23 protein-coding genes are annotated in these 25,621 nt (G+C 73.3%); 13 read left to right on the top strand and 10 right to left on the bottom strand.

Features of this window, described 5'->3' with window-relative positions; translation table 11 throughout:
- Positions 1–166: 166 nt before the first annotated feature.
- The 3 genes from nadA (at position 167) to EDD34_RS07070 (ending at position 2,829) form a co-directional block, all read left to right on the top strand.
- Entirely contained in the window at positions 167–1,372 is a 1,206-nt protein-coding gene (nadA, locus tag EDD34_RS07080; RefSeq protein WP_246012231.1) for a quinolinate synthase NadA, read from the top strand.
- Positions 1,373–1,476: 104 nt separating this feature from the next.
- Positions 1,477–2,139: a DJ-1/PfpI family protein gene (locus EDD34_RS07075; RefSeq protein ID WP_123813932.1), complete on the top strand. Its 663-nt coding sequence runs from the start codon at positions 1,477–1,479 to the stop codon at positions 2,137–2,139.
- 129 nt (positions 2,140–2,268) lie between these two features.
- Positions 2,269–2,829 carry an acyl-CoA thioesterase gene (locus EDD34_RS07070; protein ID WP_170176990.1) on the top strand — a complete coding sequence of 187 codons (561 nt, stop codon included), beginning with the start codon at positions 2,269–2,271 and terminating at the stop codon, positions 2,827–2,829.
- A gap of 119 nt (positions 2,830–2,948) precedes the next feature.
- On the opposite strand, the gene EDD34_RS07065 is transcribed toward EDD34_RS07070, so the two are convergent.
- Positions 2,949–4,349 carry a dipeptidase gene (locus tag EDD34_RS07065; RefSeq protein WP_425462346.1) on the bottom strand — a complete coding sequence of 467 codons (1,401 nt, stop codon included), beginning with the start codon at positions 4,347–4,349 and terminating at the stop codon, positions 2,949–2,951.
- A 39-nt stretch (positions 4,350–4,388) separates the two neighbouring features.
- Between EDD34_RS07065 and EDD34_RS07060 the strand changes: the two genes are divergently transcribed.
- The gene (locus EDD34_RS07060; RefSeq protein ID WP_123813931.1) at positions 4,389–5,000 is read left to right on the top strand and encodes a DUF3043 domain-containing protein; all 612 of its coding nucleotides are present in this window, start codon (positions 4,389–4,391) and stop codon (positions 4,998–5,000) included.
- 75 nt (positions 5,001–5,075) lie between these two features.
- Here the strand turns inward: EDD34_RS07060 and EDD34_RS07055 are convergent, their stop codons facing one another.
- Complete coding sequence (locus EDD34_RS07055; RefSeq protein WP_123813930.1) at positions 5,076–6,089, bottom strand: aldo/keto reductase family protein; 1,014 nt, start codon at positions 6,087–6,089, stop codon at positions 5,076–5,078.
- 100 nt (positions 6,090–6,189) lie between these two features.
- Between EDD34_RS07055 and EDD34_RS07050 the strand changes: the two genes are divergently transcribed.
- Complete coding sequence (locus EDD34_RS07050; protein ID WP_123813929.1) at positions 6,190–7,245, top strand: LLM class flavin-dependent oxidoreductase; 1,056 nt, start codon at positions 6,190–6,192, stop codon at positions 7,243–7,245.
- 67 nt (positions 7,246–7,312) lie between these two features.
- Here the strand turns inward: EDD34_RS07050 and yczR are convergent, their stop codons facing one another.
- On the bottom strand, positions 7,313–8,842 hold the full coding sequence (gene yczR, locus EDD34_RS07045) for a MocR-like transcription factor YczR (protein ID WP_123813928.1): 1,530 nt from the start codon (positions 8,840–8,842) through the stop codon (positions 7,313–7,315).
- Positions 8,843–8,902: 60 nt separating this feature from the next.
- On the opposite strand from yczR, the gene yczE reads away from it, so the two are divergent.
- The 3 genes from yczE (at position 8,903) to EDD34_RS07030 (ending at position 11,341) form a co-directional block, all read left to right on the top strand.
- The gene (gene yczE / locus EDD34_RS07040; protein ID WP_211341518.1) at positions 8,903–9,571 is read left to right on the top strand and encodes a membrane protein YczE; all 669 of its coding nucleotides are present in this window, start codon (positions 8,903–8,905) and stop codon (positions 9,569–9,571) included.
- 89 nt (positions 9,572–9,660) lie between these two features.
- On the top strand, positions 9,661–10,398 hold the full coding sequence (locus EDD34_RS07035; protein ID WP_123813927.1) for a pyridoxamine 5'-phosphate oxidase family protein: 738 nt from the start codon (positions 9,661–9,663) through the stop codon (positions 10,396–10,398).
- 112 nt (positions 10,399–10,510) lie between these two features.
- Complete coding sequence (locus tag EDD34_RS07030) at positions 10,511–11,341, top strand: maleylpyruvate isomerase family mycothiol-dependent enzyme (RefSeq protein WP_170176988.1); 831 nt, start codon at positions 10,511–10,513, stop codon at positions 11,339–11,341.
- A 51-nt stretch (positions 11,342–11,392) separates the two neighbouring features.
- Here EDD34_RS07030 and EDD34_RS07025 read toward each other — a convergent pair whose 3' ends face one another.
- Genes EDD34_RS07025 through EDD34_RS07010 form a run of 4 tightly spaced genes read right to left on the bottom strand, consistent with a single transcriptional unit; the run spans position 11,393 to position 13,567 of the window.
- Positions 11,393–11,611 carry a hypothetical protein gene (locus EDD34_RS07025; protein ID WP_123813925.1) on the bottom strand — a complete coding sequence of 73 codons (219 nt, stop codon included), beginning with the start codon at positions 11,609–11,611 and terminating at the stop codon, positions 11,393–11,395.
- Positions 11,608–12,711 (bottom strand): quinone-dependent dihydroorotate dehydrogenase, encoded by a 1,104-nt coding sequence (locus tag EDD34_RS07020; RefSeq protein WP_123813924.1) that lies wholly within the window; start codon positions 12,709–12,711, stop codon positions 11,608–11,610. Before EDD34_RS07020 ends, EDD34_RS07025 begins: the two co-directional genes overlap by 4 nt.
- Positions 12,708–13,232 (bottom strand): hypothetical protein, encoded by a 525-nt coding sequence (locus tag EDD34_RS07015; RefSeq protein ID WP_246012230.1) that lies wholly within the window; start codon positions 13,230–13,232, stop codon positions 12,708–12,710. The genes EDD34_RS07020 and EDD34_RS07015 overlap by 4 nt, the downstream gene beginning before the upstream one ends.
- A complete protein-coding gene (locus tag EDD34_RS07010; RefSeq protein WP_123813923.1) occupies positions 13,208–13,567 on the bottom strand; it encodes a hypothetical protein in 360 nt (119 codons plus the stop codon). Before EDD34_RS07010 ends, EDD34_RS07015 begins: the two co-directional genes overlap by 25 nt.
- A gap of 267 nt (positions 13,568–13,834) precedes the next feature.
- Between EDD34_RS07010 and EDD34_RS07005 the strand changes: the two genes are divergently transcribed.
- Both EDD34_RS07005 and EDD34_RS07000 read left to right on the top strand, forming a co-directional pair.
- Entirely contained in the window at positions 13,835–16,672 is a 2,838-nt protein-coding gene (locus EDD34_RS07005) for an AfsR/SARP family transcriptional regulator (protein WP_123813922.1), read from the top strand.
- Complete coding sequence (locus EDD34_RS07000) at positions 16,669–18,174, top strand: leucyl aminopeptidase (protein ID WP_123813921.1); 1,506 nt, start codon at positions 16,669–16,671, stop codon at positions 18,172–18,174. The genes EDD34_RS07005 and EDD34_RS07000 overlap by 4 nt, the downstream gene beginning before the upstream one ends.
- Positions 18,175–18,286: 112 nt before the next feature.
- Here the strand turns inward: EDD34_RS07000 and EDD34_RS06995 are convergent, their stop codons facing one another.
- The gene (locus EDD34_RS06995) at positions 18,287–18,640 is read right to left on the bottom strand and encodes an oxidoreductase (protein WP_123813920.1); all 354 of its coding nucleotides are present in this window, start codon (positions 18,638–18,640) and stop codon (positions 18,287–18,289) included.
- Between the two features lie 192 nt (positions 18,641–18,832).
- Between EDD34_RS06995 and lpdA the strand changes: the two genes are divergently transcribed.
- Together lpdA and sucB are read left to right on the top strand one after the other, a co-directional pair.
- Positions 18,833–20,320, top strand: coding sequence for a dihydrolipoyl dehydrogenase (gene lpdA / locus EDD34_RS06990; RefSeq protein ID WP_123816379.1), 1,488 nt, complete (start codon positions 18,833–18,835; stop codon positions 20,318–20,320).
- Between the two features lie 31 nt (positions 20,321–20,351).
- Positions 20,352–22,106, top strand: a complete 1,755-nt coding sequence (gene sucB / locus EDD34_RS06985; RefSeq protein WP_123813919.1) for a 2-oxoglutarate dehydrogenase, E2 component, dihydrolipoamide succinyltransferase — start codon at positions 20,352–20,354, stop codon at positions 22,104–22,106.
- Between the two features lie 71 nt (positions 22,107–22,177).
- On the opposite strand, the gene EDD34_RS06980 is transcribed toward sucB, so the two are convergent.
- Both EDD34_RS06980 and EDD34_RS06975 read right to left on the bottom strand, forming a co-directional pair.
- Positions 22,178–23,545: a serine/threonine-protein kinase gene (locus tag EDD34_RS06980; RefSeq protein ID WP_123813918.1), complete on the bottom strand. Its 1,368-nt coding sequence runs from the start codon at positions 23,543–23,545 to the stop codon at positions 22,178–22,180.
- A gap of 99 nt (positions 23,546–23,644) precedes the next feature.
- Complete coding sequence (locus tag EDD34_RS06975) at positions 23,645–24,661, bottom strand: Gfo/Idh/MocA family protein (RefSeq protein WP_123813917.1); 1,017 nt, start codon at positions 24,659–24,661, stop codon at positions 23,645–23,647.
- A gap of 181 nt (positions 24,662–24,842) precedes the next feature.
- Between EDD34_RS06975 and EDD34_RS06970 the strand changes: the two genes are divergently transcribed.
- On the top strand, positions 24,843–25,577 hold the full coding sequence (locus EDD34_RS06970; protein ID WP_246012228.1) for an HNH endonuclease family protein: 735 nt from the start codon (positions 24,843–24,845) through the stop codon (positions 25,575–25,577).
- Positions 25,578–25,621: the final 44 nt, after the last annotated feature.

Genomic DNA, 25,621 nt, shown 5'->3' with positions numbered 1-25,621 from the left:
TGGGCGCGTGGTCCCGCGCGGGACCGGTATGCCGGTCGGCGCGTGGTCCCGCGCCGGACCGTCCTACCGGCGGTGTCAGCGGGCGCGTGCTCACCGTTCGGCCGCGCGGATCGGGCGTGCCGGACCGGGACGCGGGGGTGTCGGTGGCTTGTGCAACCATGGTTGCGTGAGCACCCTGCTGGAGAACTTCCGCGAGCCCGCGCCCTCCCCGCTCCTGCTGCTGGGGCAGGGCCGGGACCTGAACTCGGAGCGTGGTGTCGAGTGTCCCGGCGACCTGCCGGCGCCGAGCGACCCCGATCTCGTCGAGCGCGCCCGCGCGGCTCGCGCCGCCCTCGGCCAGAAGGCATTCGTCCTGGGTCACCACTACCAGCGTGACGAGGTCATCGACTTCGCCGACGTGACCGGTGACTCGTTCAAGCTCGCGCGCGAGGCGGCGGCCCGTCCCGAGGCCGAGTACATCGTGTTCTGCGGCGTGCACTTCATGGCGGAGAGCGCGGACATCCTCACGTCCGACGCGCAGCAGGTGGTGCTGCCGGACCTGGCGGCGGGCTGCTCGATGGCGGACATGGCGGAGATCGGCCAGGTCGAGGAGGCCTGGGCCGTGCTGCAGGATCTGGGCGTGGCCGGGGACACGATTCCGGTCACCTACATGAACTCCTCGGCCGCGATCAAGGCGTTCACCGGGCGGCACGGCGGCACGGTGTGCACGTCGTCGAACGCGGAGGTGGCGTTGCGCTGGGCGTTCGACCAGGTGGGCGGCACCAAGGGCGTGGACGGCACGGGCAAGGTGCTGTTCCTCCCGGACCAGCACCTGGGGCGCAACACCGCCGTGCAGAAGCTGGGCCTGTCGCTGGACGACTGCGTCGTGTTCGACCCGCGCAAGCCCGACGGCGGCCTGACCGCGCAGGAGCTCAGCGACGCCCGGGTGATCCTGTGGCGCGGCCACTGCTCGGTGCACGGGCGGTTCTCGGAGCAGAACGTCACGGACATCCGCGCCCAGGTGCCGGGCGTCAACGTGCTGGTGCACCCGGAGTGCAAGCACGAGGTGGTCACGGCCGCGGACCACGTGGGCTCCACGGAGTACATCATCAGGACGCTGGACGCGGCCGAGCCCGGGTCGTCCTGGGCCGTCGGCACCGAGCTGAACCTGGTGCGCCGCGTGGCCCGCGAACACCCCGACCTCCAGGTGCACTACCTGGACAAGACGGTGTGCTTCTGCTCGACCATGAACCGGATCGACCTCCCCCACCTGGTGTGGGCGATGGAGTCGCTGGCGGCAGGGCGGATGGTGAACCGCATCGTGGTCGACGCCGACGACGCGCACTGGGCACGGGTGGCGCTTGACCAGATGCTGGCGCTCCCCGGGAGCTGATCCGGGCGGCCGCCGCCCGGACACCGGGTGGCACCCACAACACCACACAGATGGCGGCCGCGGGTCACGCGGCCGCCACGTCCGACGAGGGAGTGCGGGATGCGATGAGCAGCAACGGCGGGCTGCGTGTCGGGATCTTCGTTTTCGACGGTGCGGAGGAGCTCGACGTCGTCGGGCCCTTCGAGGTGCTCTCGGTCTGGGCGGACCACTCCGAGCTGCGGCCGACGGTGTCGACGTTCTCGTGGGACGGGAGCGGTGTCCGGCTCTCCCGCGGGCTGCGGGTGGTTCCTTCCCGCTCGGCCGACGACGTCGGGCCGCTGCACCTGCTCGTCTACCCGGGCGGCATCGGCACCCGGGAGCTCGTCGAGCAGCCGCACCACCTGGACTGGCTGCGCGCGATGCGGGCGCAGACGCCGGTGGTCGCCGGCGTCTGTACCGGGGCGCTCCCCCTCGCCGCGGCCGGGATCCTCGCGGGGCGGGTGGCCACGACGCATCGCGACAGCTTCGACGAGCTGGTGCAGCTCGACCCGAGCGTCATGATCGACACCGAGGCGCGGTTCGTGGACGACGGCGACGTGGTCACCTCGGCGGGTGTGGCGGCCGGTATCGACATGGCGCTGCACCTGGTCTCCCGCCTGGAGACGCTGGCCGTGGCGCGCGCGGTGCGGCGTGTCATCCAGTACGAGGGCGCCACCGAGCCGTGGTTCGGCGGGACGCCGGGGCCGGGCGGCACGCTGGGGCACCCGATCGGCGGCGACGCGGTGTGACCCGCACGCGCGGGACCGCACCGGGGCCTGCATGGCCGCGCATGGTCCTGCCCGTGTGACCCGCACGCGCGGGGCCGCACCGGGCAAAAGTATCTAGTACCGATGGTGCTGGGTATAGCCTCCGTACCTATGACTCGGATGTTGCAACTCGCGTGGACCGGAGTCTTCCCCCGGAAGCAGGTTCCCGACCGCTCGCTCCTGGACCCGTCCGTCTACCCGATGCGCGTCCTGCCGCAGGACCTCGACCTGCTGATGCACGTCAACAACGGCTCGTACCTGCAGCTCATGGACGTGGCCCGGTTCCGGCACGTCGCCGAGATGGGCGGGACGGCGCTGGGCCGCCAGAAGCAGTTCGGGGCCGTCGTGGCGGCGTCCACCATGAAGTACCGGCGGTCGCTGAAGCTGTTCGACAGGTTCGAGCTCACCACGCGCGTGCTCGGCTGGGACGAGCGCTGCTTCTACATGGAGCAGGTGTTCACGCGGCGGGAGAAGCTCTGCGCGCGGGGCGTCGTCGCCACGCGGTTCCTGCACTCGCGGACGAACGACCGCATCATGCCGGCGACGGTGGTCGAGTTGCTCGCGGAGGCGCACGGCCTGGCGAGCCCGCCGGAGAGCCCGGCGCTGCCCGACGACGTCGCCGCGTGGGCTCGCGTCGTCGACGTGGCGCCGCGCGGGCGGGTCACCGTCTGACGGACCGCGGCTGCCCGTCGGCCCGGTGGGGCGGCACCGAGCGCCCCACCGGGCCGGAGGCAGCCATGGCGCCCGCCACCTCGGCAGGTCAGCTCTCCATCCGGCGCGCCGCGGCGGGGTCAGAGACCCCGGGCGACGTTGCTCAGAAGCAGGGCCTCCGCCAGGACCACCTTCTCGAGCTCGCCGAGGTGGACCGACTCGTTCGCGCCGTGTGCGCGCGAGTCCGGGTCCTCGACACCGGTGACCAGGATCGCGGCCTGCGGGAAGACCTCGAGCAGGTCGGCGATGAACGGGATGGACCCGCCCACGCCGATGTCGACCGGGTCGGTCCCCCACGCCGTCGCGAACGCGTCGCGCGCCGCGCGCATCGCCGCCGAGTCCCCCGGCGCGAGGAACGGCTTGCCCGTCTCCTTCAGCGTCCAGGTCACCTTCGCCCCGAAGGGCGCGTGCGCGCGGAGATGTTCCTCGAGCGCCTTCGCGGCGGCGTCGGGGTCCTGCCCGGGCGCGAGCCGCAGCGACAGCTTGGCGCGCGCGCTCGGGGTGATGGTGTTCGACGCCTTGTCGGCAGGCGTCGCGTCGATGCCGAGAACCGCGAGCGCCGGCTTGCACCACAGGCGCCCGGCGATCGAGCCGGTCCCGGCGAGCTCGGCCCCCGGCAGCAGGGAGGAGTCCGCCCGGAAGTCCTCCTCGGTGTAGTCGACCGCCGGCTCCGGCGCGCTGACCAGACCCTCGACCGCCACGTTCCCGGCGTCGTCGTGGAGAGTGGCGATGACGCGGCTCAGCAGCGTGAGCGCGTCCAGCACCGGGCCGCCGAACATGCCGGAGTGCACGGCGTGCTCCAGGACCTCGACCTCGACGTACCCGTCGACGAGACCGCGCAGCGACGTCGTCAGCGCGGGGACGCCGACCTTCCAGTTCATCGAGTCGGCCACGACGATCACGTCGGCGGCGAGCAGGTCCCGGTACTGCTCCAGGAACGCACGGAACGACGGCGACCCGTCCTCCTCCTCGCCCTCGACGAACACGGTGACGCCGCAGGCCGGCTCCTCGCCGAGCGTGCGCAGCGCGCCGAGGTGGGCCGCGAGCCCCGCCTTGTCGTCCGCCGCGCCGCGGCCGTACAGGCGCTCCCCCACCCGGGTGGGCTCGAACGGCTCGGTGTCCCAGGTCGCCGCGTCGCCGGGGGGCTGCACGTCGTGGTGCGCGTACAGCAGCACGGTGGGCGCCCCCTCGGGAGCGGGGCGGCGCGCCACGACGGCGGGGGCGCCGTCGGACCCGTCCGGCTTGGGGGCCCGCAGGATGCGCACGTCGGGCAGGCCGGCGTCGCGCAGGAGCGTCGCGACGGCGTCGGCCGACGCCGCGACGTGGGCCTGGTCAAAGCCGGAGAACGCGACGCTCGGGATGCGCACAAGCGACTCGAGGTCGGCTCGCAGCGCGGGGAACAGCTCGGCGACGCGCCCGCGCAACGCGGTGGCGTCGGCGGGCGCGGTGGAAGGGGTGATCGGTTCAGTCACGCGGCCCACGGTACCCGCGGCGGGCTCGACAGCGACTACGATTGTCCGGTGTTCTCCCGCAGCAAGTCCACCAACTCTGATGTCACCCCGGCCGGCGACACCTCGGGCGAGGTGACGGAGCAGCCGACGTCGGGCAAGGGCCGCGCCACGCCGAAGCGCAAGGAGGCGCAGGCCGCGAACAAGCGCCCGCTGGTGCCGGACGACCGCAAGGCCGCGCGTCAGGCGGCGCGAGAGAAAGACCGCAAGGCCCGTGACCTCGCGATGACGGCCATGCAGAACCCGACCGACACGAAGATGGCGAAGTACCTGCCGCCGCGGGACCAGGGACAGGTCAAGGCGTACGCGCGCGAGCACGTCGACGCGCGGTGGAACCTGGGCGAGTTCTTCCTGCCGGTCGCGATCGTGATGCTGCTGGGCTCGTTCCTGGCGAGCCAGATGGCCGAGCTCACGATCGTGCTGTTCATCGGGATGTACGGGTTCCTGTTCCTCACCATCATCGACGCGGTGGTCATGTGGCGGGGCCTGAAGAAGCGGCTGCTGGCCAAGTTCGGCGAGGTGCCGGGCGGGACCATGATGTACGCGGTCTCCCGCTCGTACCAGATCCGCCGCTCCCGCCTGCCCCGGCCCGTGCACAAGAAGCACGGCAACTTCCCGAGCTGAGCCCCTGGGCGCGGGAGCCGCCGGGCGGCCGTCCGTCAGGACCGCCCCGCCCGGCGCCTCCGTCGGGGCAGGCCGTCAGGCGACCCGCTGCTGCGGCGCGCCCTGCGCCGTCCGGGCCGGGTCGCGCTCGACGACACCGCCCAGGGCCTCGTCGATCTTCGCCATCAGCTCGGCCGGGATCCGGACGCCGGACGCCTTGACGTTCTCCGCCACCTGCTCCGGGCGCGAGGCGCCCACGAGCGCCGCCGCCACGTTGTCGTTCTGCAGCACCCACGCGACGGCGAGCTGCGCCATCGTCAGGTCCAGCTCGTCCGCGACCGGCTTGAGGTTCTGCACGGCGGCCAGGACGTCGTCGTTCATGAAGCGGGAGATCATCTTGGCCCCGCCCTTGTCGTCCGTCGCGCGCGAGCCGGCCGGCGGCGCCTGGCCCGGCACGTACTTGCCGGACAGCACACCCTGCGCGATGGGCGACCAGACGATCTGGGAGATGCCGTTCTCCTTCGAGGCCGGGATCACCTCGTCCTCGATGACCCGCCACAGCATCGAGTACTGCGGCTGGGACGAGATGAGCTGGAAGCCCAGGTCCTTCGCCAGCGCCGCGCCCTCGCGAATCTGGTCCGCGGTCCACTCCGAGACACCGATGTAGAGCGCCTTGCCCTGCCGGACGATGTCCGCGAACGCCTGCATCGTCTCCTCGAGCGGCGTCTCGGTGTCGTACCGGTGGGCCTGGTAGAGGTCCACGTAGTCCGTGCCGAGCCGGGTGAGGGACCCGTTGATCGACTCCATGACGTGCTTGCGCGACAGGCCCGTGTCGTTGGGGCCGCCGGGGCCCGTGGGCCAGTAGACCTTCGTGAAGATCTCCAGCGACTCGCGGCGCTCGCCCTTCAGGGCGTCGCCGAGCACCTGCTCCGCCTTCGTGTTGGCGTACACGTCGGCGGTGTCGAACGTGGAGATCCCGGCGTCGAGCGCGGCGCGCACGCACTGCGTCGCGATGTCGTTCTCCACCTGCGAACCGTGGGTGAGCCAGTTTCCGTACGTGATCTCAGTAATCTTGAGACCGCTGTTTCCGAGGTACCGGTAGTTGACCATGTCAGCACCCTATGACCATGCCACGGCCAAGCTCGAATCGAATCGAGCCGGTTTCGCGTCAAGGGAACACACTCCCCGCCCGGCCGGTTGTCATTTTCCGATGAGCATCCACACGTCGCCGCAGCTGTCCGTCCTCGACCTGATCCCGGTGCGCACCGGCCAGAGCAGCAGCCAGGCGCTCGCCGCCTCGATCGATCTGGTCGCGCTCGCCGACAGGCTCGGCATGACGCGCTACTGGTTCGCGGAGCACCACAACATGCCGGGCGTGGCGGCGTCGTCCCCTCCGGTCATGATCGCGGCCGCGGCCACCCGGACGGAGCGCATCCGCGTCGGTTCGGGCGGCGTGATGCTGCCCAACCACGCCCCGCTCGTCGTCGCCGAGCAGTTCGCGGCGCTCGAGGCGCTCGCCCCCGGCCGGGTCGACCTCGGCCTCGGCCGCGCACCCGGCAGCGACCCGGTCGTGTCGTCCCTGCTGCGATCCTCGGGCCCGACGGCGGACGTGGAGCAGTTCCCGCAGCACGTGCGGGACATCCTGACGATGATGGGGCCCGACGGCGCCCGCCTGCGCCTCACCTCCGGAAACCTCTACGACGTGCGGGCCACCCCCGCCGCCACCGCCACCCCCGACGTCTGGCTGCTCGGGTCCAGCGACTACTCGGCGCGCCTCGCCGCCGAGCTCGGCCTGCCCTACGTGTTCGCCAACCACTTCGCGGGCCAGGGCATGGACCAGATCGTGCGCCTCTACCGGGAGAGCTACGTGCCCAGCGAGGCGCACCCCGCCCCGCGCACCTTCCTCACCATCAACACCGTCGTGGCCGACACCGCCGACGAGGCCCGCGAGCGCGCGCTCCCGCAACTGCGCGCCTTCGCCCGGATGCGCACCGGCCGCGCGATGCGCCCCGTCGAGACCGTCGAGGAGGCCCTGGCCGACCGCCCGGACCACCTCATGGCGCGCACGATCGAGGCACTGTCCGAGCGCTGGCTCATCGGTGACGCCGCCACGGCGGCGGCCGAGCTGCGTCGCCTGGCCGCCGCCCATGACGTGGACGAGGTGATGGTGGTCCCGGTCTCCGGCGCCCGCGAGGCGGAACCGCTGGACACCACCCCGGGCCGCGCCCGCACCCTGGAGCTCCTCTCCGAGACCCTCAAGCCCTGACCCACCCGATCCCACCCCTGCCCAGCCCAGCCCAGCCCAGCTGAGGATGGTTCAGCAGGGAATTCACCTACTCGGCCCGGAAAGGTCTGCGCGACCCTGCTGAACCGGAATCAGCAGTCGGCCCGATCCGGTCCCAGGCGCGCACCAGGAGCGGGATCGCCTCCTCCAGGACGTCCGGGGTGTGCGGGAAGGTCAGGCGCACCCGGTCCCGGGAGGACCCGTCCGGGGTGAGGGCCGGCCCGGCGTTCACCATCACCCCCTCCGCCGCCGCGGCGGCCGCGAAGGCGTGCGCCACGGGTCCGCCGAGACCGGCCCAGACGAACTGGCCGCCGCCGGGCATCGGCACGTCCCACGGCAGTGCGGCCCGCAACGCCGCCACCATCTGGTTCCGGCGCTCACGGATCCACACGCGCCTCGCGGGAAGGATCTTGTCGCGGTGCGTGATCAGGTCCGCGGCGACGAGCTGCTCCATCACCGCCGTCGCGATGTCCGTGCTCTGCCGCGTGCGCACCAGCCGCGCGACCACGTCCGGGTGCGCCCGGATCCAGCCGATCCGCAGCCCGCCCCAGAACGCCTTCGACGTCGACCCCACGGTGATCAGGCGCGGCGAGGACCCGTCGCCGTCGAACGGCGGGTTCGCCTCCGGCGGCCCGGACAGTGCCAGGTCGGTCAGCGTCTCGTCGGCGAGCACGATCACCCCCGTCCGCTCGGCGATCTCCCGCACGGCCACCCGTTCCGCGGGGGACAAGGACGTCCCGGTGGGGTTGTGATGATCCGGGATGAGGAAGACCAGGCGCGCCTCGGTACGCCGCACCGTCGACTCCAGCAGCTCCACGTCCAGGCCGTCGTACCCTGCGGGGACGCCGACCATCCGCGCGCCGGCCTCGCGCAGCGTGTCCAGCGCGTGGAAGTACGTCGGCGACTGCACGACGGCGGTCTCCGTCCTCTTCAGGACAGTGCGGACCACCAGCGATATCGCGTTCTGCGCACCGGTCGTCACCAGGATCTGGTCCGGCGCCGTCGGCACCCCGCGCTCGCGGTACGCCGCGGCCACGGCCTCCCGCAGCGGCGCGAGGCCGTACGGCGCGTACCCGCCGTGCGCGAGATGCTCGGGCAGCGAGGCCAGGGCACGCTCGAACGCCGGCCCCACCTCCGGCACGGCGGGCGCCGTCGCCTGGTTCAGCAGGATGGGGGGCACGACGCCGGACGGCACCCCCGGCCCCGCACCCCGGTTCGGTGCCAGCGGGTCGCCGAGCGTCCCCGCGGCGTCGGACACGGCGACGTCACCACCGACGGGCGCGTCGGCGAAACCGGGCCGCAGCGTCACGGTGCCGGAGCCGACCCGGCTGGAGGCGAGGCCGAGGTCGCGAAGCCGGCGGTACGCCGCCGCCGTCGTCGTCCGGGAGACGCCCAGGACCGGAGCGAGCTCGCGTTCCGAGGGCAGCCGTGTCAGGGGCGCGATCGTCCCGGACAGGACGGCGGCGCGCAGGGCGTCGGACAGTGCGGTGTAGGCCGGGCCGCCTGCGTGCCAGGCGCCGAGGAGCCGGGCGGTGGCGGCGGCCGAGAGGTGCCGGTGCGCGGCCGGTGCGATCGTCATGAGGCCATTCTTTCCCAATTGGCTATCGCAATGAAAGCCAATCTGCCGGAGGCTGGGCGCATGACCGAGCAGATCGCCGCCGCCGAACCGCCCAGGACCACGGGAAGGCGCGCCGTCACCCCCTCCTTCGGGCCCGTCCGGCGCGCCACGCAACTCGTGCTGGGACTGCTGCTGTTCACCTTCTCGATGGCGATGATCATCCACTCCGGACAGGGCAACAACCCCTGGGACGTGCTGCACGAAGGGGTGGTGCGAGTCACCGGGCTGTCGTTCGGCTGGGTGGTCCTGCTCGTGAGCGCCGCGGTGCTGACCTGCTGGATCCCGCTGCGCCAGAAGCCCGGGGCCGGCACGATCGCGAACGCCGTGATCATCTCCCTGGCGATCGACCCGTCACTGGCCCTCCTGGACCGGCTGGCACCCGACCCCGGCCCGCTCGCCGCCGTGGCGCTCGCGCTCACGGGGATCGTGCTCAACGGCGTGGCGACCGCCGCCTACATCGGGGTGCGGCTCGGGCCGGGCACGCGTGACGGGCTGATGACCGGGCTCGTCGCGCGCACGGGGTGGCCCGTCTGGCGGATCCGGACCGGGATCGAGGCGGTCGTGGTGATCACCGGGATCCTGCTCGGCGGGACGTTCGGCTGGTCCACGGTCCTGTTCGTGCTGGCGATCGGGCCCGTGGTGCAGTGGTCGTCCTGGAAGTGGCTGGCGCCGCGCGGGCTCGTGGGATGAGCCAGGACGCACGGGCCGCGCGCCCCGGCTCAGCGGGTCGCGCCGGACCGGAGCACCGGGCGGACCACTCCGTCAGTAGGGTCCGGGCCATGACGCACACGACCGAGAACGGGACCTCGCCCTCCCTGACCGTGCGGCGGCTGCGGGAACGGCAGGAGCACGACCCCGGCATCCTGCGCGAGATCCTGGCCGACGGGATGGTCGCGCACGTCGCCGTGGTGCGCGACGGCCTGCCCGTGGTGCTGCCGTTCCTGTACGGCGTGGGCGACCTGGGGAACGGGCCCGAGCTGCTGCTGCACGGCTCGACCGGTGGCGGCCTCTTCCTCGACGCGGGCGGCGACGGCGTGCCGGTGTCCGTCGCGGTCACCCACGTCGACGGGATCGTGTATGCCAGGTCGCTGTTCGACAGCTCGGCCAACTACCGCAGCGCGATGGTCTTCGGCCGGGCGACTCCCGTCCCCGCGGACCAGCAGGAGGAGGCCCTCCGGATCGTGGGTGACCATCTCATGCCGGGTCGCGGGGGCGAGGTCCGGGAGACGACGCGCAAGGAACGCCGGGCCACCCAGGTGCTGCGCGTGCCGCTGGACCGGGCGAGCGTCAAGGTCCGGTTCGCCGGAACCGGCGAGGACCCGGACGACGGCGAGGATCACACCGTGTGGTCCGGCGTGCTCCCGCTGGCCCTGCACCCCGGCGAGCCCTTGACGGACCCGTCCACCGCCGAGGCGACCGAGGTCCCGCCGTCGGTCAGAACCCTGGCGGCCCGCCTGACGGAGCGCGCCGAGGCCCGCCGCGCCACCCTGGCCCACCTGACGCGACGTCTCGAGTAGGTGGCGGTGCCGCGGCGGGATCGGGTCAGCATCCGGTGAGGTGTCCCCGCACGGGGGTCACGACATGCTCGGGGAGTTCGCTACCGCTCCCGAGACGAACCGGAGAACTCCCATGTCGATCCTGACCAAGGTGCTCGAAGCGTTCACCGCCGAAGCAGCCGTGTTCCGCGACCTCGCGGCATCGGCCCCGGCCGCGGACTGGGACCTGGTGACCCCGGCCGATCCCTGGACCATCAAGGACCAGGTCGCTCACCTGACCTTCATCTTCGACCTCGCCGCGGCCGCGGCCGCGGACCCGGAGAAGTTCCGTGCCATGACGGCCCCGGTGGGCGAGAAGGGCTTCGACGCCGCGGTGAACGCCGTCCTGGCCCGGTACAACCAGGGCCCCAAGGAGACCATGCTCGAGGCGTTCGACCGGCAGACCGCCTCCGTGACGGGGGCGCTGGGCGCCCAGGACCCCGACGGGGTGGTGCCCTGGCTGGTCAATCCCCTGCCCCCGCACATCCTCACCACGGCGGGGATGATCGAGCTGTTCGCCCACGGCCAGGACATCGCCGACGCACGGGGAGTGGAGGTCCCGCGAACGGACCGCGTCGCCTACCTGCTCCCGTTCATCCACCGGACCATCCCGTTCGGGTACGAGACCCGGGGCCTCGAGCCACCGGCGCGAGCCTTCCGCTTCGCCGTCGAGCTGCCCGGCGGCGACCCCTTCCAGGTGGGCCCCGAGGACGCGCCCAACGTGGTGTGCGGCGCCGCCGTCGACCTCGCCCTGCTGGCTACCAGGCGGCGCCACCCCGACGACCTCAGCCTGCACGCCTCCGGTCCCGACGCCGCGGACTACCTCGAGGTGGCCCAGGCATACCGCGGTCCGGCCGGCCCGGGCCGGTCGCCGCGTGGCGCGGCGACGTCACGAACCCCGGAGTCCACCGCCGCCACGCCGTGAACCGGGGCGTCCCGGGAGGCGCGCGGCGCTACGGCCGAGGCGCGCCGGCCCTCAGGAGTCGAGGAAGTCCACCCGAGGGCCGGCCGGCTCGCCGTCGTGGTGGAGCTGGGCCGACGACACGCCGGCCGCGGCCAGCGCCCGCCAGTGCTCCCCCAGCCACTGCTCGGCGTCGAACTGACTGGTGAACACCGGCGTCACGGGCTCCGGGACGCCCTCGCCCTCGTCGTCGTGCAGCGCCCACTCCCACCGGGGCCGGATGGCCGCGGTCATTCCTGTCTCCCGCTGCCGACCGAGCCCGCGGAGCGGGTCAGGGCGCGGTTGATCCGCGAGGCCCAGAACGGGCCCTCGTAGACGAACGACGTGTACCCCTGGGTGAGGTCGGCACCCGCGTGCAGGTAGGCGCGGACGTCGTCGGCCGACGTGATGCCACCGACGCCGATGATGACCGGCCCCTGGCCGAGGCGCTTGCGCAGCCGCGCCACCACCTCCACGCCGCGGGAGCGCAGGATCGGGCCGGACAGCCCACCCGGTCCGCGGTCGTGGCCGATGGTGGTGTTCACCGCCACGACGCCGTCGAGCTCGAGTTCGAGGGCGAGGTCGGCGACCGCCTCGATGTCGTCGTCGGCCAGGTCGGGGGCGATCTTGACGAGCAGCGGCACCCGGCGCGGGCCGGTCCGGCGGTCGCGGGCGGACAGGGCGGCCGTGGCCTCGTCGGCGGCCTCGCGGACGGCGGTCAGGATGGGCCGCAGCGACTCGGTGGCCTGCAGATCGCGCAACCCGGGCGTGTTCGGCGAGGACACGTTGACCACGAGGTAGTCGGCCCATGGTGCGAGCAGCCGGGCGGAGTGGGCGTAGTCCTCGGCGGCCAGGTCGGGCCGTGTCCGCTTGGTCTTGCCGATGTTGGCGCCCACGACGATCGCCCGGCCGGCCCGCGTGGCGCGCAGGGCGCGGAGGCGTTCGGCGGCCGCGGCGGCGCCTTCGTTGTTGAAGCCCATCCGGTTGCGCACGCCGCGCAGGTCGAGCTCGCGCCACAACCGCGGGCGCTCGTTGCCGGGCTGGCCGTGCGCCGTGACCGTGCCGATCTCGACGAAGCCGAAGCCGAGGGCGGTCAGGCCGCGGATCGCCCGCCCGTTCTTGTCGAAGCCGCCCGCGAGCCCGAACGGCGCGGGCACCGTGCGCCCGAACACGCGGACGCTGCCCGGCCCGCCGGTCCCGCGGCCGAGGTACGGGGCGAGCGCGCCCTGCACGACGTCGGCCGCCACCGGCATCCTGCCGAGCAGCTCGATGCCCCGGAAAGCCAGCTCGTGGGCGCGTTCCGGATCCATCCGCCGGAAAACGGCGTTGAAGAGCAGGGAGTACGGAAAGCTCATGCGGTGGTCTCCTCCGATCCGTCCGACGGGTCCGGGCCCCGGGCCCCGTGCGCGGCCGGCCCGCGCGTGTGCCACAACCACCACAGGCCGACGAAGGGCAGGACGAGCGGGACATAACCGTACCCCTGCCCGTACAGGCTCCATACCGTCGACTCACCGAACACGTCCCGGCTCGCGAGCGACGCCGAGCCGACGGCGAGCACCCCCAGCGCCTCGACGCCGACCGCGCCCCAGGCCACCCGCCGCCAGGAGGGCGACGCCCCGAGCGCGAGCGCCACCGTGGCTACCACGTACACGACGGCGGCCAGCGCCGACAACGAGTAGGCCACGGGCGCCTCGCCGAACTTGGTGGCGAGCTCGTAGGAGGAGCGGCCCAGCGCGGCGAAGGCGAGAACCCCGTAGACCGTCACCAGAATCCGGCCGAACCCGGCTCCGGTGGAACGGGCGGCGCCGGCCGGACGGGCGCCGCCGCTCAGGGCGTCACCGCCGGACCCGCTCATGCGCCCGTCCAGATCTGCCACAGGCGGTAGTCGAGGAAGGCCACGGTCAAAGCCGCCGCCAGGAGCACCACCGACGACCACTTGGTCCGCTCCGCGAAGGCCCACGCGGCGGCGATGGGGAGGATGACCAGGGCGGTGGCCATGTACCCCCAGAACAGCAGCGGGTCCGACGGCGGCGCGCCGGTGGCGCTGCGGATCGCCGCGGTGATCGCCTGCGCGATGAGCACGCCCTCCACGACCGCTCCGCCCCAGAGCTGGTTGAGGATGACCGCGCGGTCCTTGACGACGAACCAGGCGGCCCACCCACCGAGCGCCACGCAGAGCGCGACCAGCAGGATCAGGAGGGGTAGCAGCACGGTGGAAGACTACCGGCGCGAGAGGGCTCGATGAAATCGCTCGCCACGTGGCGCTCCTCTCATCGGGCGAGGTGAACACGGCCGGGAAGGGCCGTGCGTGACGTGCTGACGCGCCGGCACGGCTGCGCCGGGCGTCCGCCGGGGCCGGGTTTTCGTCCGGCGAGCGCCGTCACGAAGTAACCTGTCGGCGGCCCTTGCCTCAGCCGGTGGAGCGACGGTGTCCTGTGGTCCGTCGTCGGCCCGCGACCGCATCCGGGGGGATTCGTCATGGTCGAGTTCGCAGTGCTGGGATCGATCAGGATCGGCGGCGTCGCCGTGACGGGCCGGATGCAGCGCACGCTGCTGGCCGTGCTGCTGAGCCGGGCCCCCGCGCCCGTGTCGGTGTCGGAGCTGAGCGAGCACCTGTGGCCGGGAGCGCGGCACGACCGGGCCGCGCAGCGCCTGCACCTGCACGTGCACCGGCTGCGCCAGCTCCTCGGGGATCCCGGTCGGCTGTCGCGCGTGGACGACGGCTACCGCTTGCGGGTGCGGCCGGGCGAGCTGGACGCCGAGCGGTTCGATGCGCTGATCCGGCAGGCCGAGGGCTCCCCCGAGAAGTGCGTCGAGCTGGTGGACGCCGCCCTGGCGTTGTGGCGGGGAGCCCCGTTCGGGGGCCTGGACAGCCCGGCGCTCACCGACGCCGCCGCGCGCCTGACCGAGCGCCGGCTGTTCGCCACGGAGCTGCGGTACGCCGCGGAGCTGCGACGGGGACGACACGCGGCGGTGGTGGCGGAGCTCACCGACGCCGTCGCCCGGCACCCGCTGCGCGAGCGGCCCGCCGAGCTGCTCATGACCGCCCTGTACCGCAGCGGCCGGCGGGCGGAGGCGCTGGCGGTGTACCGCCGCACCCGGCGGGCCCTGGTGGACGAGCTGGGGGTCGAGCCGGGGGACGGGCTGCGCCTCCTGGAGCGGCAGGTGCTGGCCGGCGAGCCGATCGCGTCGGACCGGCCGGTGCCGGAGCCCGCCCGGCCGTTCCGGCCCACGCCGGCTCAGCTCCCGCACGACATGGGCGCGTTCACCGGACGTTCCCGGGAGCTGGCGGAGCTGGAGTCCGTGGCGGGGCCGGCCGTGGTGGTGATCAGCGGTACGGCCGGCGTCGGGAAGACGTGGCTGGCGGTGCACTGGGGGCACCGGGCCCAGAACCGGTTCCCCGACGGCCAGCTCCACGTCGACCTGCGCGGATACGGGCCCGACGACGCCGTGTCGCCGCACGACGCGCTGGCCGGCTTCCTGCGGTCGCTGGGGGTCGAGGGCTCCGACGTGCCGACTGCCACGGACGAGCGGGCCGCGCTGTTCCGCACGGTGCTCGCCGATCGCCGGGTGCTGGTCCTGATCGACAACGCCCGCTCCGTCGATCAGGTCCGGCCGCTGCTCCCCGGAGGACGGTCCAGCTTCACCGTGGTCACCAGCCGCGACGAGCTGACCGGCCTGGTCGTGCGGGAGGGGGCGCGCCGGCTGCGCCTGGACCGGATGCCGGCTCGGGAGGCGGTGGCGTCGTTCCGGCGGATGGCCGGAGCGGCCGCCGACGCCGACCCGGACGCGGTCGCGACGGTCGTGGAGCGATGCGCGCGGTTGCCGCTCGCCCTGCGGATCGCGGCCGAGCAGATGTCGTGCCGGCCCGGCCTGGACGTCACGCGGCTGGCGGCCGAGCTGGGCGAGGACGACCGGCTGGACGCCCTGGACCTGGACGAGCCGCACGTCGCCGTGCGCTCGGTGTTCTCCTGGTCCTACACGAACGCCGACCCGCCGGCGGCACGCCTGTTCCGGCTGTACGGCCTGCACCCCGGGCGCGACCTGAGCCCGCCCGCGATGGCCGCCCTGGCCGGCACGGACGTTCCCGCCACCCGCCGGGTGATCGGGTCCCTGGTCCGCACCGGGATGGTCGAGCAGGGCCCGGACGGCCGCCTGTCGCCGCACGACCTGATGCGGGAGTACGCACGGGAGCGGGCCTTCGCCGACGAGCCGCCGCGTGACCGGGACGAGGCCCTCCGCCGGCTGCGCCGCTGGTACCTGCACACGGCGGTGGCCGCGCGCCGGGCGGTGAACCCGGGTGCCGGGTCCATCGAGCCGGAGGGTCCGCCGCCGTCCCAGGTTCCGGCGTTCGCGGACCGCGGCGCGGGCCTGCGCTGGTTCGAGGTGGAGCGGCCGAACCTGGTCGCGATGGTCCGGCACGCGGCGGGCACCGAGCCGGACATCGCCTGGCAGCTCGCCGGTGCCCTGCTGGCCTACTTCTACCTGGGCAAGCACTGGGACGACTGGCTGGCCACGCACCACCTCGGCCTGGCCGCGGCCCGCGGGTGCGACGACCCGCTGGGCAGCGCCCGCATGCTCAACGGGCTGGGTGTCGCCTACAGCGACCTCGGCCGGCACCACGAGGCGGTGGCCGCGCACGAGGAGGCGGACACCCTGCATGTCGTGGCCGAGGACCCGTCCGGCATGGCCTGGAACCTGAACAACCTGGGCGTGGTCTACGACGAGATGGACCGGTTCGCCGAGGCGCTGGATCGCTACGAACGGGCGCTCGGGCTGTTCACCGCGCTGGGTGACGGCCGGGGACGAGGACTCGTGCTGTGCAACATCGGCGACCTCCATCTCCGGACGGGGAACAGCGGACGCGCGGCGGAGCTGATCCGGCAGGCGCTGCGCGTCCAGGAGCAGGCGGGCGACCTGGAGGGCCAGCGGTTCGCGCTCCGGGGACTGGGCGACCTCGACCGGGGCGCGGGCCGGCTCGCCGAGGCGCGCGAGAGCTACGGCCGAGCCCTGGGGATCAGCCGTGAACTGGGAGACCGGGCCTGCACGGTCGAACTCCTCGAACGGCTCGCGTGGGCCGAGGACGCCCTGGGCAACCACGACGTCGCCGCCGTGCACGCCGACGAGGCCGCCGGTATCGCGGCCGCGCTCGCGCCCTCCGTGCTGCTGCGGACGGGTGACCTGGTGCCCGAACGAGGCGCGCCCGGCGGCCTGGCCCTGCCGTACGTCTGCCCACCGGTGCGGCGTGCGAACGGGCCGTCGCGCACGCCCGCCACCACGACCGCCGTCGGACACCGGGATAGCATCGCGGGGTGACCGACCTTTCCCTCTCCAGCAAGAATCCGATCGCCGTACGCGCCGACGCACTCGTCGTCGCCACGGCCAAGACGTCCGACGGCGTCGCGATCGTCGCCGACCACCTCCCGGCGGAACTGGTGACCGAGATCGAGGCCATCGCCCCGCAGCTCGGCATCACCGGGGCGCGTGACGAGGTCCGCAAGGTCCCGGCCGGGCCGCGGCTCAAGGCCGACGTCCTGGTGCTGACCGGTCTCGGCGAGCGCGCCGAGGACGGGACGTTCGACCCCGAGATCCTGCGCCGCGCCGCGGGTGCCGCCACGCGCGAGCTGTCCGGCGTCGCGTCCGCCGCCCTGTCGCTCCCGGCGACCGACGACGCCGCGCTGGCCGCCGTCGTCGAGGGCGCGCTGCTGGGCGCCTACCGGTTCGACAAGTACCGGACGAACGGTTCCGACGGCGCCGAGGAGCCGGTCGGCTCCGTCGAGGTCCTCACCACGCTGGCACGCGGGGCGAAGGCGAAGGCCGCCGTCGAGCGCGCGGGCGTCGTCGCCCACGCCGTGCACGCCGCGCGTGACCTGGTCAACGCCGCGCCGAACGAGCTGTACCCGGCCACGTTCGCCGACGCCGCCAAGGCCGCCGCGAAGGACGTCAAGGGCCTGAAGGTCACCGTCCTGGACGACAAGCAGCTCGCCGCGGGCGGCTACGGCGGCCTCACCGCGGTGGGTCAGGGCTCCTCGCGCGGACCGCGCCTCGTGAAGATCGCCTACGCACCCGCCAAGGGGGGAGCCCGGCCCACGGAGAAGATCGCGCTCGTGGGCAAGGGCATCACGTTCGACACGGGCGGCATCTCGCTCAAGCCGTCGGCCAGCATGGAGACGATGAAGTCGGACATGGCCGGCGCCGCGGCGGTGCTCGGCACCATGGTCGCCGTCGCGCGGCTCGGCCTGCCGGTCGCCGTGACCGCCTACCTCTGCCTCGCGGAGAACATGCCGAGCGGCACGGCGCAGCGGCCGTCGGACGTCATCACCATCTACGGCGGCAAGACCGTCGAGGTGCTCAACACCGACGCCGAGGGCCGGGTCGTCATGGCCGACGGACTCGCCTCCGCGGTCGAGGACGGGCACGACGTGATCGTCGACATCGCGACCCTGACGGGCGCCCAGATGGTCGCGCTCGGCCCGTACACGGCGGGTGTCATGGGCACCGAGTCGGTGCGCGACGAGGTCAAGGCCGCCGCCGACGCGGCCGGTGAGCTGTTCTGGCCGATGCCGCTGCCGGACGAGCTGCGGCCGAACATCAAGTCCAAGGTCGCCGACGTCGCGAACTCCGGCCCGCGCATGGGCGGGATGCTGAATGCCGGGCTGTTCCTGCGCACGTTCGTGGGTGACACGCCGTGGGCGCACCTGGACATCGCCGGGCCGTCGTACAACGAGAAGGGCGCGCACGGCTACACGGCGCCGGGTGGCACGGGCATGGGAGTCCGCACCCTCCTGACCTTCCTGGAGAACCGGGCGGCGAAGTAGGACCGGTGGGCCGGTGATGCACTAGGGCCGGTGTCAGTGCGGTCGGTTCCTCTGGGGGCCGACCGCACTGACAGGGAGCCGACCGCTCGCCATCGGACCGACTCCGCCGCTGCTACTTCCGCCGCTGGGCGGACGTCCAGTCGCGCATGCGCTGGGGGTAGCCGATGAAGCGGACGTTGTAGACCGGGACGCCGAGTTCGCCGGCCAGGTCGAAGGCGGTCTTCTCGTCGGGCACGCGGCGGCGGGTCCACTCCCCCGTCGTGGCCACGAGCAGGATCGTCGCGGGGATCTGGGCGGTGGGTGGTTCCACGTAGGCTTCGACGCCCTGCCGGGTGTCGATGAAGTCCCGGAGGTGCTTCATGGTCTGCCGGCGGGCGTCACCCGTCGGCACGGCGCCCGTGTCCTGGCCGCCACGCGAACGGCGACGGAACAGGCTCGCGAGCGAGAGGCGTGAGGATCTGGGCATGCGCCGAAGACTACCGGGCCCGCCTTGGGAGTTGCCTGAAAAAGTCCCAGGTCACGTCTGGAAGCATCCCAGGAGTGCCGGGAATGTCTCCAGCGTCACACCCCGAATCGACCCCACAAATTGGGGGGTAGCGTTCAAGGTGACAAGATGTCAGACGGTGCGTCCGGCGCCCACAAGGCACCCGCGCACGCGATGACCGCTGGAGCGAGGAGCAACGCAGTGCCATCCACGGCAACGTCCGCCGGCAACCCCGGCACCTTCGACCTCGTCGTGCTCGGCGGCGGCAGCGGTGGGTACTCCGCCGCACTGCGCGCGGCACAACTCGGCCTGAGCGTCGCCCTGATCGAGGAGGACAAGCTCGGGGGGACGTGCCTGCACAACGGGTGCATCCCGACCAAGGCCCTCCTGCACGCCGCCGAGGTGGCCGACGTCGCCCGGGAGGGATCCCGGTTCGGGGTCCGCACGTCGAGCGACGGCATCGACATGGCCGGCGTCCACGCCTACAAGGACTCCGTCGTGGCGGGCCTCTACAAGGGGCTGCGGGGGCTGGTCGCCTCGCGCGAGGTCACCTTCGTGACCGGGCACGGAACGCTCGTGGCGCCCGGCGTGGTCGAGGTCGACGGCGTCCGGTACGCCGGCCGTCACGTCGTGCTCGCCACCGGCTCGTACGCGCGCACGCTGCCCGGACTGGAGATCGGCGGCCGCGTCATCACCTCCGACCAGGCCCTCACGCTCGACCACGTACCGAGTTCCGTCGTGGTGCTGGGCGGCGGCGTGATCGGCGTGGAGTTCGCCAGCGTGTGGCGGTCCTTCGGCGCCGAGGTGCAGATCGTCGAGGCTCTCGACCACCTCGTGCCCGCCGAGGACCTCGCCCTGTCCAAGGCGCTCGAGCGGGCGTTCCGCAAGCGCGGCATCGGCTTCACGCTCGGGGACCGCTTCGCCGAGGTCAAGCAGTCCGACGACGGCGTGCGCGTCACCCTCGAATCCGGCAAGTCGTTCGACGCCGACCTGCTGCTCGTCGCCGTCGGGCGCGGGCCACGCACCGCGGACCTCGGGTTCGAGGCCGCCGGCGTGCCGCTGCGTCAGGGCTTCGTGGTCACCGACGAGCGGCTGCGCACCGGCGTGACGACGCCCGACGGCGGTCACGTGTGGGCGGTGGGCGACATCGTTCCCGGGCTGCAGCTCGCGCACCGCGGGTTCGCGCAGGGCATCTTCGTGGCCGAGTCCGTCGCGGCGGCGAGCGGCGTCTCGCCGGACGGTCCCGCGCCGGACACCGGCCTGCGGGAGCCGATGCCCGTCGACGAGGCCACCATTCCCCGGATCACCTACTGCGAGCCGGAGGTCGCGTCCGTGGGCGTGACGCAGGCCCGCGCCGAGGAGCTGTACGGCGCCGACGCCGTGGAGACCCTGGAGTACAACCTGGCCGGCAACGGCAAGAGCCGCATCCTGGACACCACCGGCTTCGCGAAGCTGGTGCGCCGCAAGGACGGCCCCGTCGTCGGCATGCACCTGATCGGCTCGCGCGTGGGCGAGCTGATCGGGGAAGGCCAGCTCATCGTGGGCTGGGAGGCGTTCCCGGAGGACGTCGCCTCGCTCGTCCACGCACATCCCACCCAGAACGAGGCACTCGGAGAGGCACACATGGCTCTGGCCGGCAAGCCTCTGCACGCCCACAACTGACCCAGTAACGACGAAGGAGACCCAACCGGTCATGTCTGAGAACGTGCAGCTGCCGGCCCTCGGCGAGTCCGTCACCGAGGGCACTGTCACCCGCTGGCTCAAGAGCGTCGGCGACACCGTCGCCGTCGACGAGCCGCTGCTCGAGGTGTCGACCGACAAGGTCGACACCGAGATCCCCTCGCCCGTCGCGGGGACCCTGGAGCAGATCCTCGTGGAGGAGGACGAGACCGTCGAGGTCGGCGCCACCCTGGCCGTGATCGGCGACGGTTCCGGCGCCGGGGAGGCTCCGGCCGCCCCCGCGGCGGAAGCGGCGCCCGCTCCCGAGGCACCGGCCGAGGCGGCTCCGGCACCGGAGGCGCCCGCTCCCGCGGCCGAGGCTCCGGCGGCGGAGGCTGCGCCGGAAGCTCCCGCCGCCGCTCCGGCCGGCGAGGGCACCGAGGTGAAGCTCCCCGCACTGGGCGAGTCGGTCACCGAGGGCACCGTCACCCGCTGGCTCAAGGAGGTCGGCGAGGAGGTCGCCGTCGACGAGCCGCTGCTGGAGGTCTCCACCGACAAGGTCGACACGGAGATCCCCTCGCCCGTCGCCGGAACCGTCCAGCAGATCCTGGCGGGCGAGGACGAGACGGTCGAGGTCGGCGCCACGCTGGCGATCGTCGGCTCCGGCGCTGCCGCTCCCGCCGCCCCGGAGCCGGCACCGGCCGCCGAGGCACCCGCGCCGGAGCCGGAGGCCAAGCCCGAGCCGGAGGCCAAGCCCGAGGCCAAGCCCGCTCCTGCTCCGGAGCCCACTCCTGCTCCCGCACCGGCCCCCGCGGCCCCCGCGGCGCCCGCCCCCGCGGCGACGTCCGGCCGCTCGACCGGCTCGTACCTGACGCCGCTGGTCCGCAAGCTCGCGACCGAGAAGGGCGTGGACGTCACGACGATCACCGGCACCGGCGTCGGCGGGCGCATCCGCAAGGAGGACGTGCTCGCGGCGGCCGAGGCGAAGCCGGCCCCCGCCGACGCACCCGCCGCGGCAGCACCGGCGTCGTCCCCGGCTCCGTCGACCGTGCTCGAGGTGTCGCCGCTGCGCGGCACCACCGAGAAGATGTCGCGCCTGCGCAAGGTCGTCGCGCAGCGGATGCTCGAGGCGGTGCAGACCCAGGCCCAGCTCACCACGGTCATGGAGGTGGACGTCACGCGGGTGGCGCGCCTGCGGGCCCGCGCGAAGGAGTCGTTCCTCGCACGCGAGGGCGCCAAGCTCACGTTCCTGCCGTTCTTCACCCTGGCGGCGGTCGAGGCGCTGAAGGCGTACCCGAAGATCAACGCCACGATCGACACCGAGGCCGGCACGATCACGTACCACCCGTCGGAGAACGTCGGGATCGCGGTGGACACGGACCGTGGCCTCGTGGTCCCGGTGATCAAGAACGCCGGCGACCTGAACCTGGCCGGCATCGCCCGCCAGATCCAGGACCTCGGCTCCCGCACCCGGGCGAACAAGGTCACGCCGGACGAGCTGTCGGGTGGCACGTTCAACATCACGAACACGGGCTCGGGCGGGTCGCTGATCGACACGCCGATCGTGCCGGGGGGTCACGCCGCGATCCTCGGGACGGGCACCATCACGAAGAAGCCCGTCGTGATCACGGACGCCGAGGGCAACGACTCGATCGCCGTGCACCAGATGTCGTACATCTTCCTCTCGTACGACCACCGCCTGGTCGACGGCGCCGACGCGGCCCGCTTCCTGACGGCGATCAAGAACCGCATCGAGGAGGGCGCCTTCGAGTCGGAGCTGGGTCTCTGACCTGACGACGGCCCCGCCCGATGACGAAGGGGCCGGACAGCCCGAGCGGCTGTCCGGCCCCTTCGCCGTCCTCACGAGACGCGCGAGACCCGCCACCCGTCGTCCGTCCAGGTCATCTGGAGCATGGCCGAGCGGGGCTCCGACTCCGGGACCTGCACCGGACCCGAGTCGCCGACCTGCATGTGGGCGCTGATCCGGTACTCGACGCGCACGACGACGGAGTCCAGCGGGTCGCCCTTCGCGAGGTGCCCACCACCACCGCCGTCCCGGCTCCCGACGACCTCCGCCTTGGTGACATACACCTCGGCCCCCGACACCTGCTTGCTCCAGAAGAAGATGCGGTTCAGCAGGGCGACGTCGGCGGCGTGCGCGGGCGACCCGGCCTGGTCGATGTCGGACACCTCGACCGGCATGCCGGTCAGCAGCAGCATCCGCAGGCGCGTGAGCTCGACCGCGGCCTTCGCCGGGTTGCCCCGGTCGCCGATCGCCGCGAGGTCGGCACCCAGCTGCGCCGCGGTCCGGGGCTCCTGGGCGTCGGCCGTCTGGCCCTGCGCGGAACCCGTGGCCGGGGCCGTGTCCCCGCCGGGCAGCAGGCCCGGTACCGAGACGAGCGCCCCCGCCCCGACGCCGACCGCGAGCCCCGCCGCCGCCACCGCGAGCACGGCGCCCTTCCTGCCGCGCAGGGGGTTCCGGCGCGCGCGCGGCGTCGGCCCCGAGTACGGCCGCACGTCCTCGCGGCGGACCACACGGCCCCCGGCGGCCGGCCCGATGATCGAGATCGGCCCGGTGCGCGCCGCCTCGACGAGCTCGTCGGGCGCGGGCATGCGCACCCGCGCCGGGGGCACCACCCCGTACACCCGGGCGGCGAACGTGCCGGCCTCGGGACGCTCCCGCGGGTCGGCGGCGCAGGCGCCGGCGAGCTCGGCACGCAGCGCCAGGTCCGCTCCGCTGAGCGCGGCGGGCCTGCCGTCCGCGCCGGTCAGCCCGGTCCGCAGCACCGACTGCGCGAGCCGGGCCAGCGACGGGACGTCCGCGACCGGCTCCTCTCCCGTGGCCGCGGCGGGCAGGGCGAGGCGCGGCCGGAGCAGCGCCTCGCCCTCGGGCGTGAACAGCACGTCGGTGGGCTCCACCGGGCCGTGCACGAGCCCCGCGCCGTGCAGTGCCGCGAGCGCCTGCGCGACGGAGACCACCATGCCCGACGCCTCGGCGGCCGTGAACGGCCCCCGGGAGGCGAGGACCGTGGGGAGGTCGGCGGCGTCGGGTCGGTCGAGCCGCACGTCGATGCGGTCGCCGCCCGACGGCGAGATGGTCACCAGCCGCACGAGGCTCGGGTGATCGATGTCCGCCAGCGTGTCGAGCCGCCGGACCAACAGGTCCCGTGCCAGTCCTGCGGCCGGTACCGTGACAGGAACGAGTTCCGTGGCGTCGATGAGATGCACGTATTCATACCTACGCCCGGTGCGTGCCCCTCGCCCGCTGTCCACTGATATGCGCGAGCCGCGACGGGGTGGTACAACATCGCGGCGGCCTGCGCGGCCTCACACCTCGACGATGCGGCCTTCGCGGGCGGCGACGCGGGCGGCGTCGAGCACCTCGGCGGTGCGGACGGCGTCGGCCGGGTCGACGGGGACGACGGCGTCGTCCTCGCCGGTGAGCCACGCCTCCACCGCGCGGTAGAAGTCGGCGTGGCCGCCGGCGGCGGCCGGGACGGGCGTGCGCTCGCGGCCGTGGGTGAGCCATCCGGCGGTGCCGTCCGGGGCGCCGGCGTCGAGCACCTCGAACGGCGAGGCGTCCTCCTCGAACGTGGTGACGACGAACGCGCCGCCGGTGCCGAGCACCCGGGTGCGCGGCCCGGGCGCTCCGACGAGGGATCCCGCCCACAGGCGGGACACCACGTGGTCGGCGTGGTGCAGCACGAGGAACACGTCGTCCTCGACCGGTGTGCTCAGGGCGCGCATCTCCGCGTACACGGCCTCGACACGGCCGAACAACTGCGTGGCGGAGTCCACCAGGTGCGGCCCGAGGTCGAGCAGGAGGCCGCCGCCCCGGGGGTCGCGTTCCTTCCACCGCTGCCGGGGCACGGGCCGCCAGCGCTCCCACCGGCGTTCGAAGGTGTGCACGTCGCCGAGGTCGCCGCGGCGGATCAGGGCGCGGAGGGCGAGTTGTTCGGGGTCCCAGCGCCGGTTGTGGAACACGGTGAACGGGGTGCCGGCGTCGGCTGCGACGTCGACGATGCGACGTGCCTCGTCGGCGTCGATACCGATCGGCTTGTCCAGCACGAACGGGACGCCCGCGGCGGCGACGGCGGCGGCGTGCTCGGCGTGCATGGCGGTCGGGCTGGCGACGACGACGACGTCGTACGCACCCCGGTCGCCGAGCATGCTCGCGAGGTCGTCGTGGAGCTTGGCGCCCGGCCAGTCACCCGCGGCCTGCACGCGCCGCCCCGGATCCCGGGTGACGACGGCGGTCACCGTCAGCCCCGCCTCGCGCGCGAGCTTCGCGTGGATCTGTCGTCCTGCTCCGCCGTATCCGACGATTCCGAGCCGTAGTGCCATACGCCCATCGTGCCTGAGCGAGGCGGCCCGTGCGCGGGCTGTCCGACCTGCGGCGCGAGTGGCCGGCAGGACCAGGGCCGACGACGGCGGCAGCGGGCGGGGTGAAGATCTTCGCGTGCGTGTGCGACTGGTATATATACGCAGTACGACTTATATCGCGCTAACACGGTATTGGAGCAACGTGGCCGCCGCATCCGATTCGAAGAAGTCGCTGCTCGAGAAGCTGAGCAAGCGCAAGGCCCTTCAGGTGACCCTGGTCGTGATCGCGGCGCTCGTGCTCGCGGGAAACTTCCTCTTCAAGTCGCTCGGCGACGACGCGACCCCCGCGGAGGGTGCCGAGGGGTCGGCCCTGGAGGCGCTGGAGAGCCTGGAGATCAGCGAGTGGGAGGACGAGGACGGGTACGACCGTGACGCGTTCGGCACCGCGTGGAAGGACGTCGACCAGAACTCGTGCGACACCCGCAACGACATCCTCGCCCGCGACCTGGAGGACTTCGAGTACACCGCGGGCGACACGTGCGAGATCGCGTCCGGCACGCTGGACGACCCGTACACGGGCACGGAGATCGACTTCGAGCGCGGCCCGAACTCGGGCGACGTCCAGATCGACCACATCGTCGCGCTGAAGAACGCCTGGGTGACCGGCGCGTACGCCTGGGACCAGGAGCAGCGTGAGCGGATCGCCAACGACCCGCTCAACCTCGTGGCGTCCGACGGCCCCGCGAACATGGGCAAGGGCGCCGACGACACCTCCGAGTGGCTTCCCGACAACGGCTCCTACCGGTGCGAGTACGTCGCCGCGCAGGTGGCGGTCAAGGTCAAGTACGAGCTGTGGGTCACCCCGGACGAGCACGACGCCATGACGGACGTCCTGACGTCGTGCCCCGCGGAACCGCTCCCGACCGGCGGCCTCTGAGCGCGTGACACGGTGCCCGACGGCGGCGGTGCGGGACCCGGGCC

Origin of the sequence: Myceligenerans xiligouense (genome assembly GCF_003814695.1) — a bacterium.
Taxonomy (GTDB): Bacteria; Actinomycetota; Actinomycetes; order Actinomycetales; family Cellulomonadaceae; genus Myceligenerans; species Myceligenerans xiligouense.
Note: the sequence above shows the minus strand (reverse complement) of the source record. Positions and strands in the feature narration are given on the sequence as shown.

What these genes read in the sequence shown, in the direction of transcription:
- EDD34_RS07075 (WP_123813932.1), top strand. Translation starts at nt 1,477, where the DNA reads ATGAGCAGCAACGGCGGGCTGCGTGTCGGGATCTTCGTTTTCGACGGT.
- EDD34_RS07070 (WP_170176990.1), top strand. Translation starts at nt 2,269, where the DNA reads ATGACTCGGATGTTGCAACTCGCGTGGACCGGAGTCTTCCCCCGGAAG.
- EDD34_RS07055 (WP_123813930.1), bottom strand. Translation starts at nt 6,089, where the DNA reads ATGGTCAACTACCGGTACCTCGGAAACAGCGGTCTCAAGATTACTGAG.
- EDD34_RS07050 (WP_123813929.1), top strand. Translation starts at nt 6,190, where the DNA reads ATGAGCATCCACACGTCGCCGCAGCTGTCCGTCCTCGACCTGATCCCG.
- yczR (WP_123813928.1), bottom strand. Translation starts at nt 8,842, where the DNA reads ATGACGATCGCACCGGCCGCGCACCGGCACCTCTCGGCCGCCGCCACC.
- yczE (WP_211341518.1), top strand. Translation starts at nt 8,903, where the DNA reads ATGACCGAGCAGATCGCCGCCGCCGAACCGCCCAGGACCACGGGAAGG.
- EDD34_RS07035 (WP_123813927.1), top strand. Translation starts at nt 9,661, where the DNA reads ATGACGCACACGACCGAGAACGGGACCTCGCCCTCCCTGACCGTGCGG.
- EDD34_RS07030 (WP_170176988.1), top strand. Translation starts at nt 10,511, where the DNA reads ATGTCGATCCTGACCAAGGTGCTCGAAGCGTTCACCGCCGAAGCAGCC.
- EDD34_RS07025 (WP_123813925.1), bottom strand. Translation starts at nt 11,611, where the DNA reads ATGACCGCGGCCATCCGGCCCCGGTGGGAGTGGGCGCTGCACGACGAC.
- EDD34_RS07020 (WP_123813924.1), bottom strand. Translation starts at nt 12,711, where the DNA reads ATGAGCTTTCCGTACTCCCTGCTCTTCAACGCCGTTTTCCGGCGGATG.
- EDD34_RS07005 (WP_123813922.1), top strand. Translation starts at nt 13,835, where the DNA reads ATGGTCGAGTTCGCAGTGCTGGGATCGATCAGGATCGGCGGCGTCGCC.
- EDD34_RS06995 (WP_123813920.1), bottom strand. Translation starts at nt 18,640, where the DNA reads ATGCCCAGATCCTCACGCCTCTCGCTCGCGAGCCTGTTCCGTCGCCGT.
- lpdA (WP_123816379.1), top strand. Translation starts at nt 18,833, where the DNA reads ATGACCGCTGGAGCGAGGAGCAACGCAGTGCCATCCACGGCAACGTCC.
- sucB (WP_123813919.1), top strand. Translation starts at nt 20,352, where the DNA reads ATGTCTGAGAACGTGCAGCTGCCGGCCCTCGGCGAGTCCGTCACCGAG.
- EDD34_RS06975 (WP_123813917.1), bottom strand. Translation starts at nt 24,661, where the DNA reads ATGGCACTACGGCTCGGAATCGTCGGATACGGCGGAGCAGGACGACAG.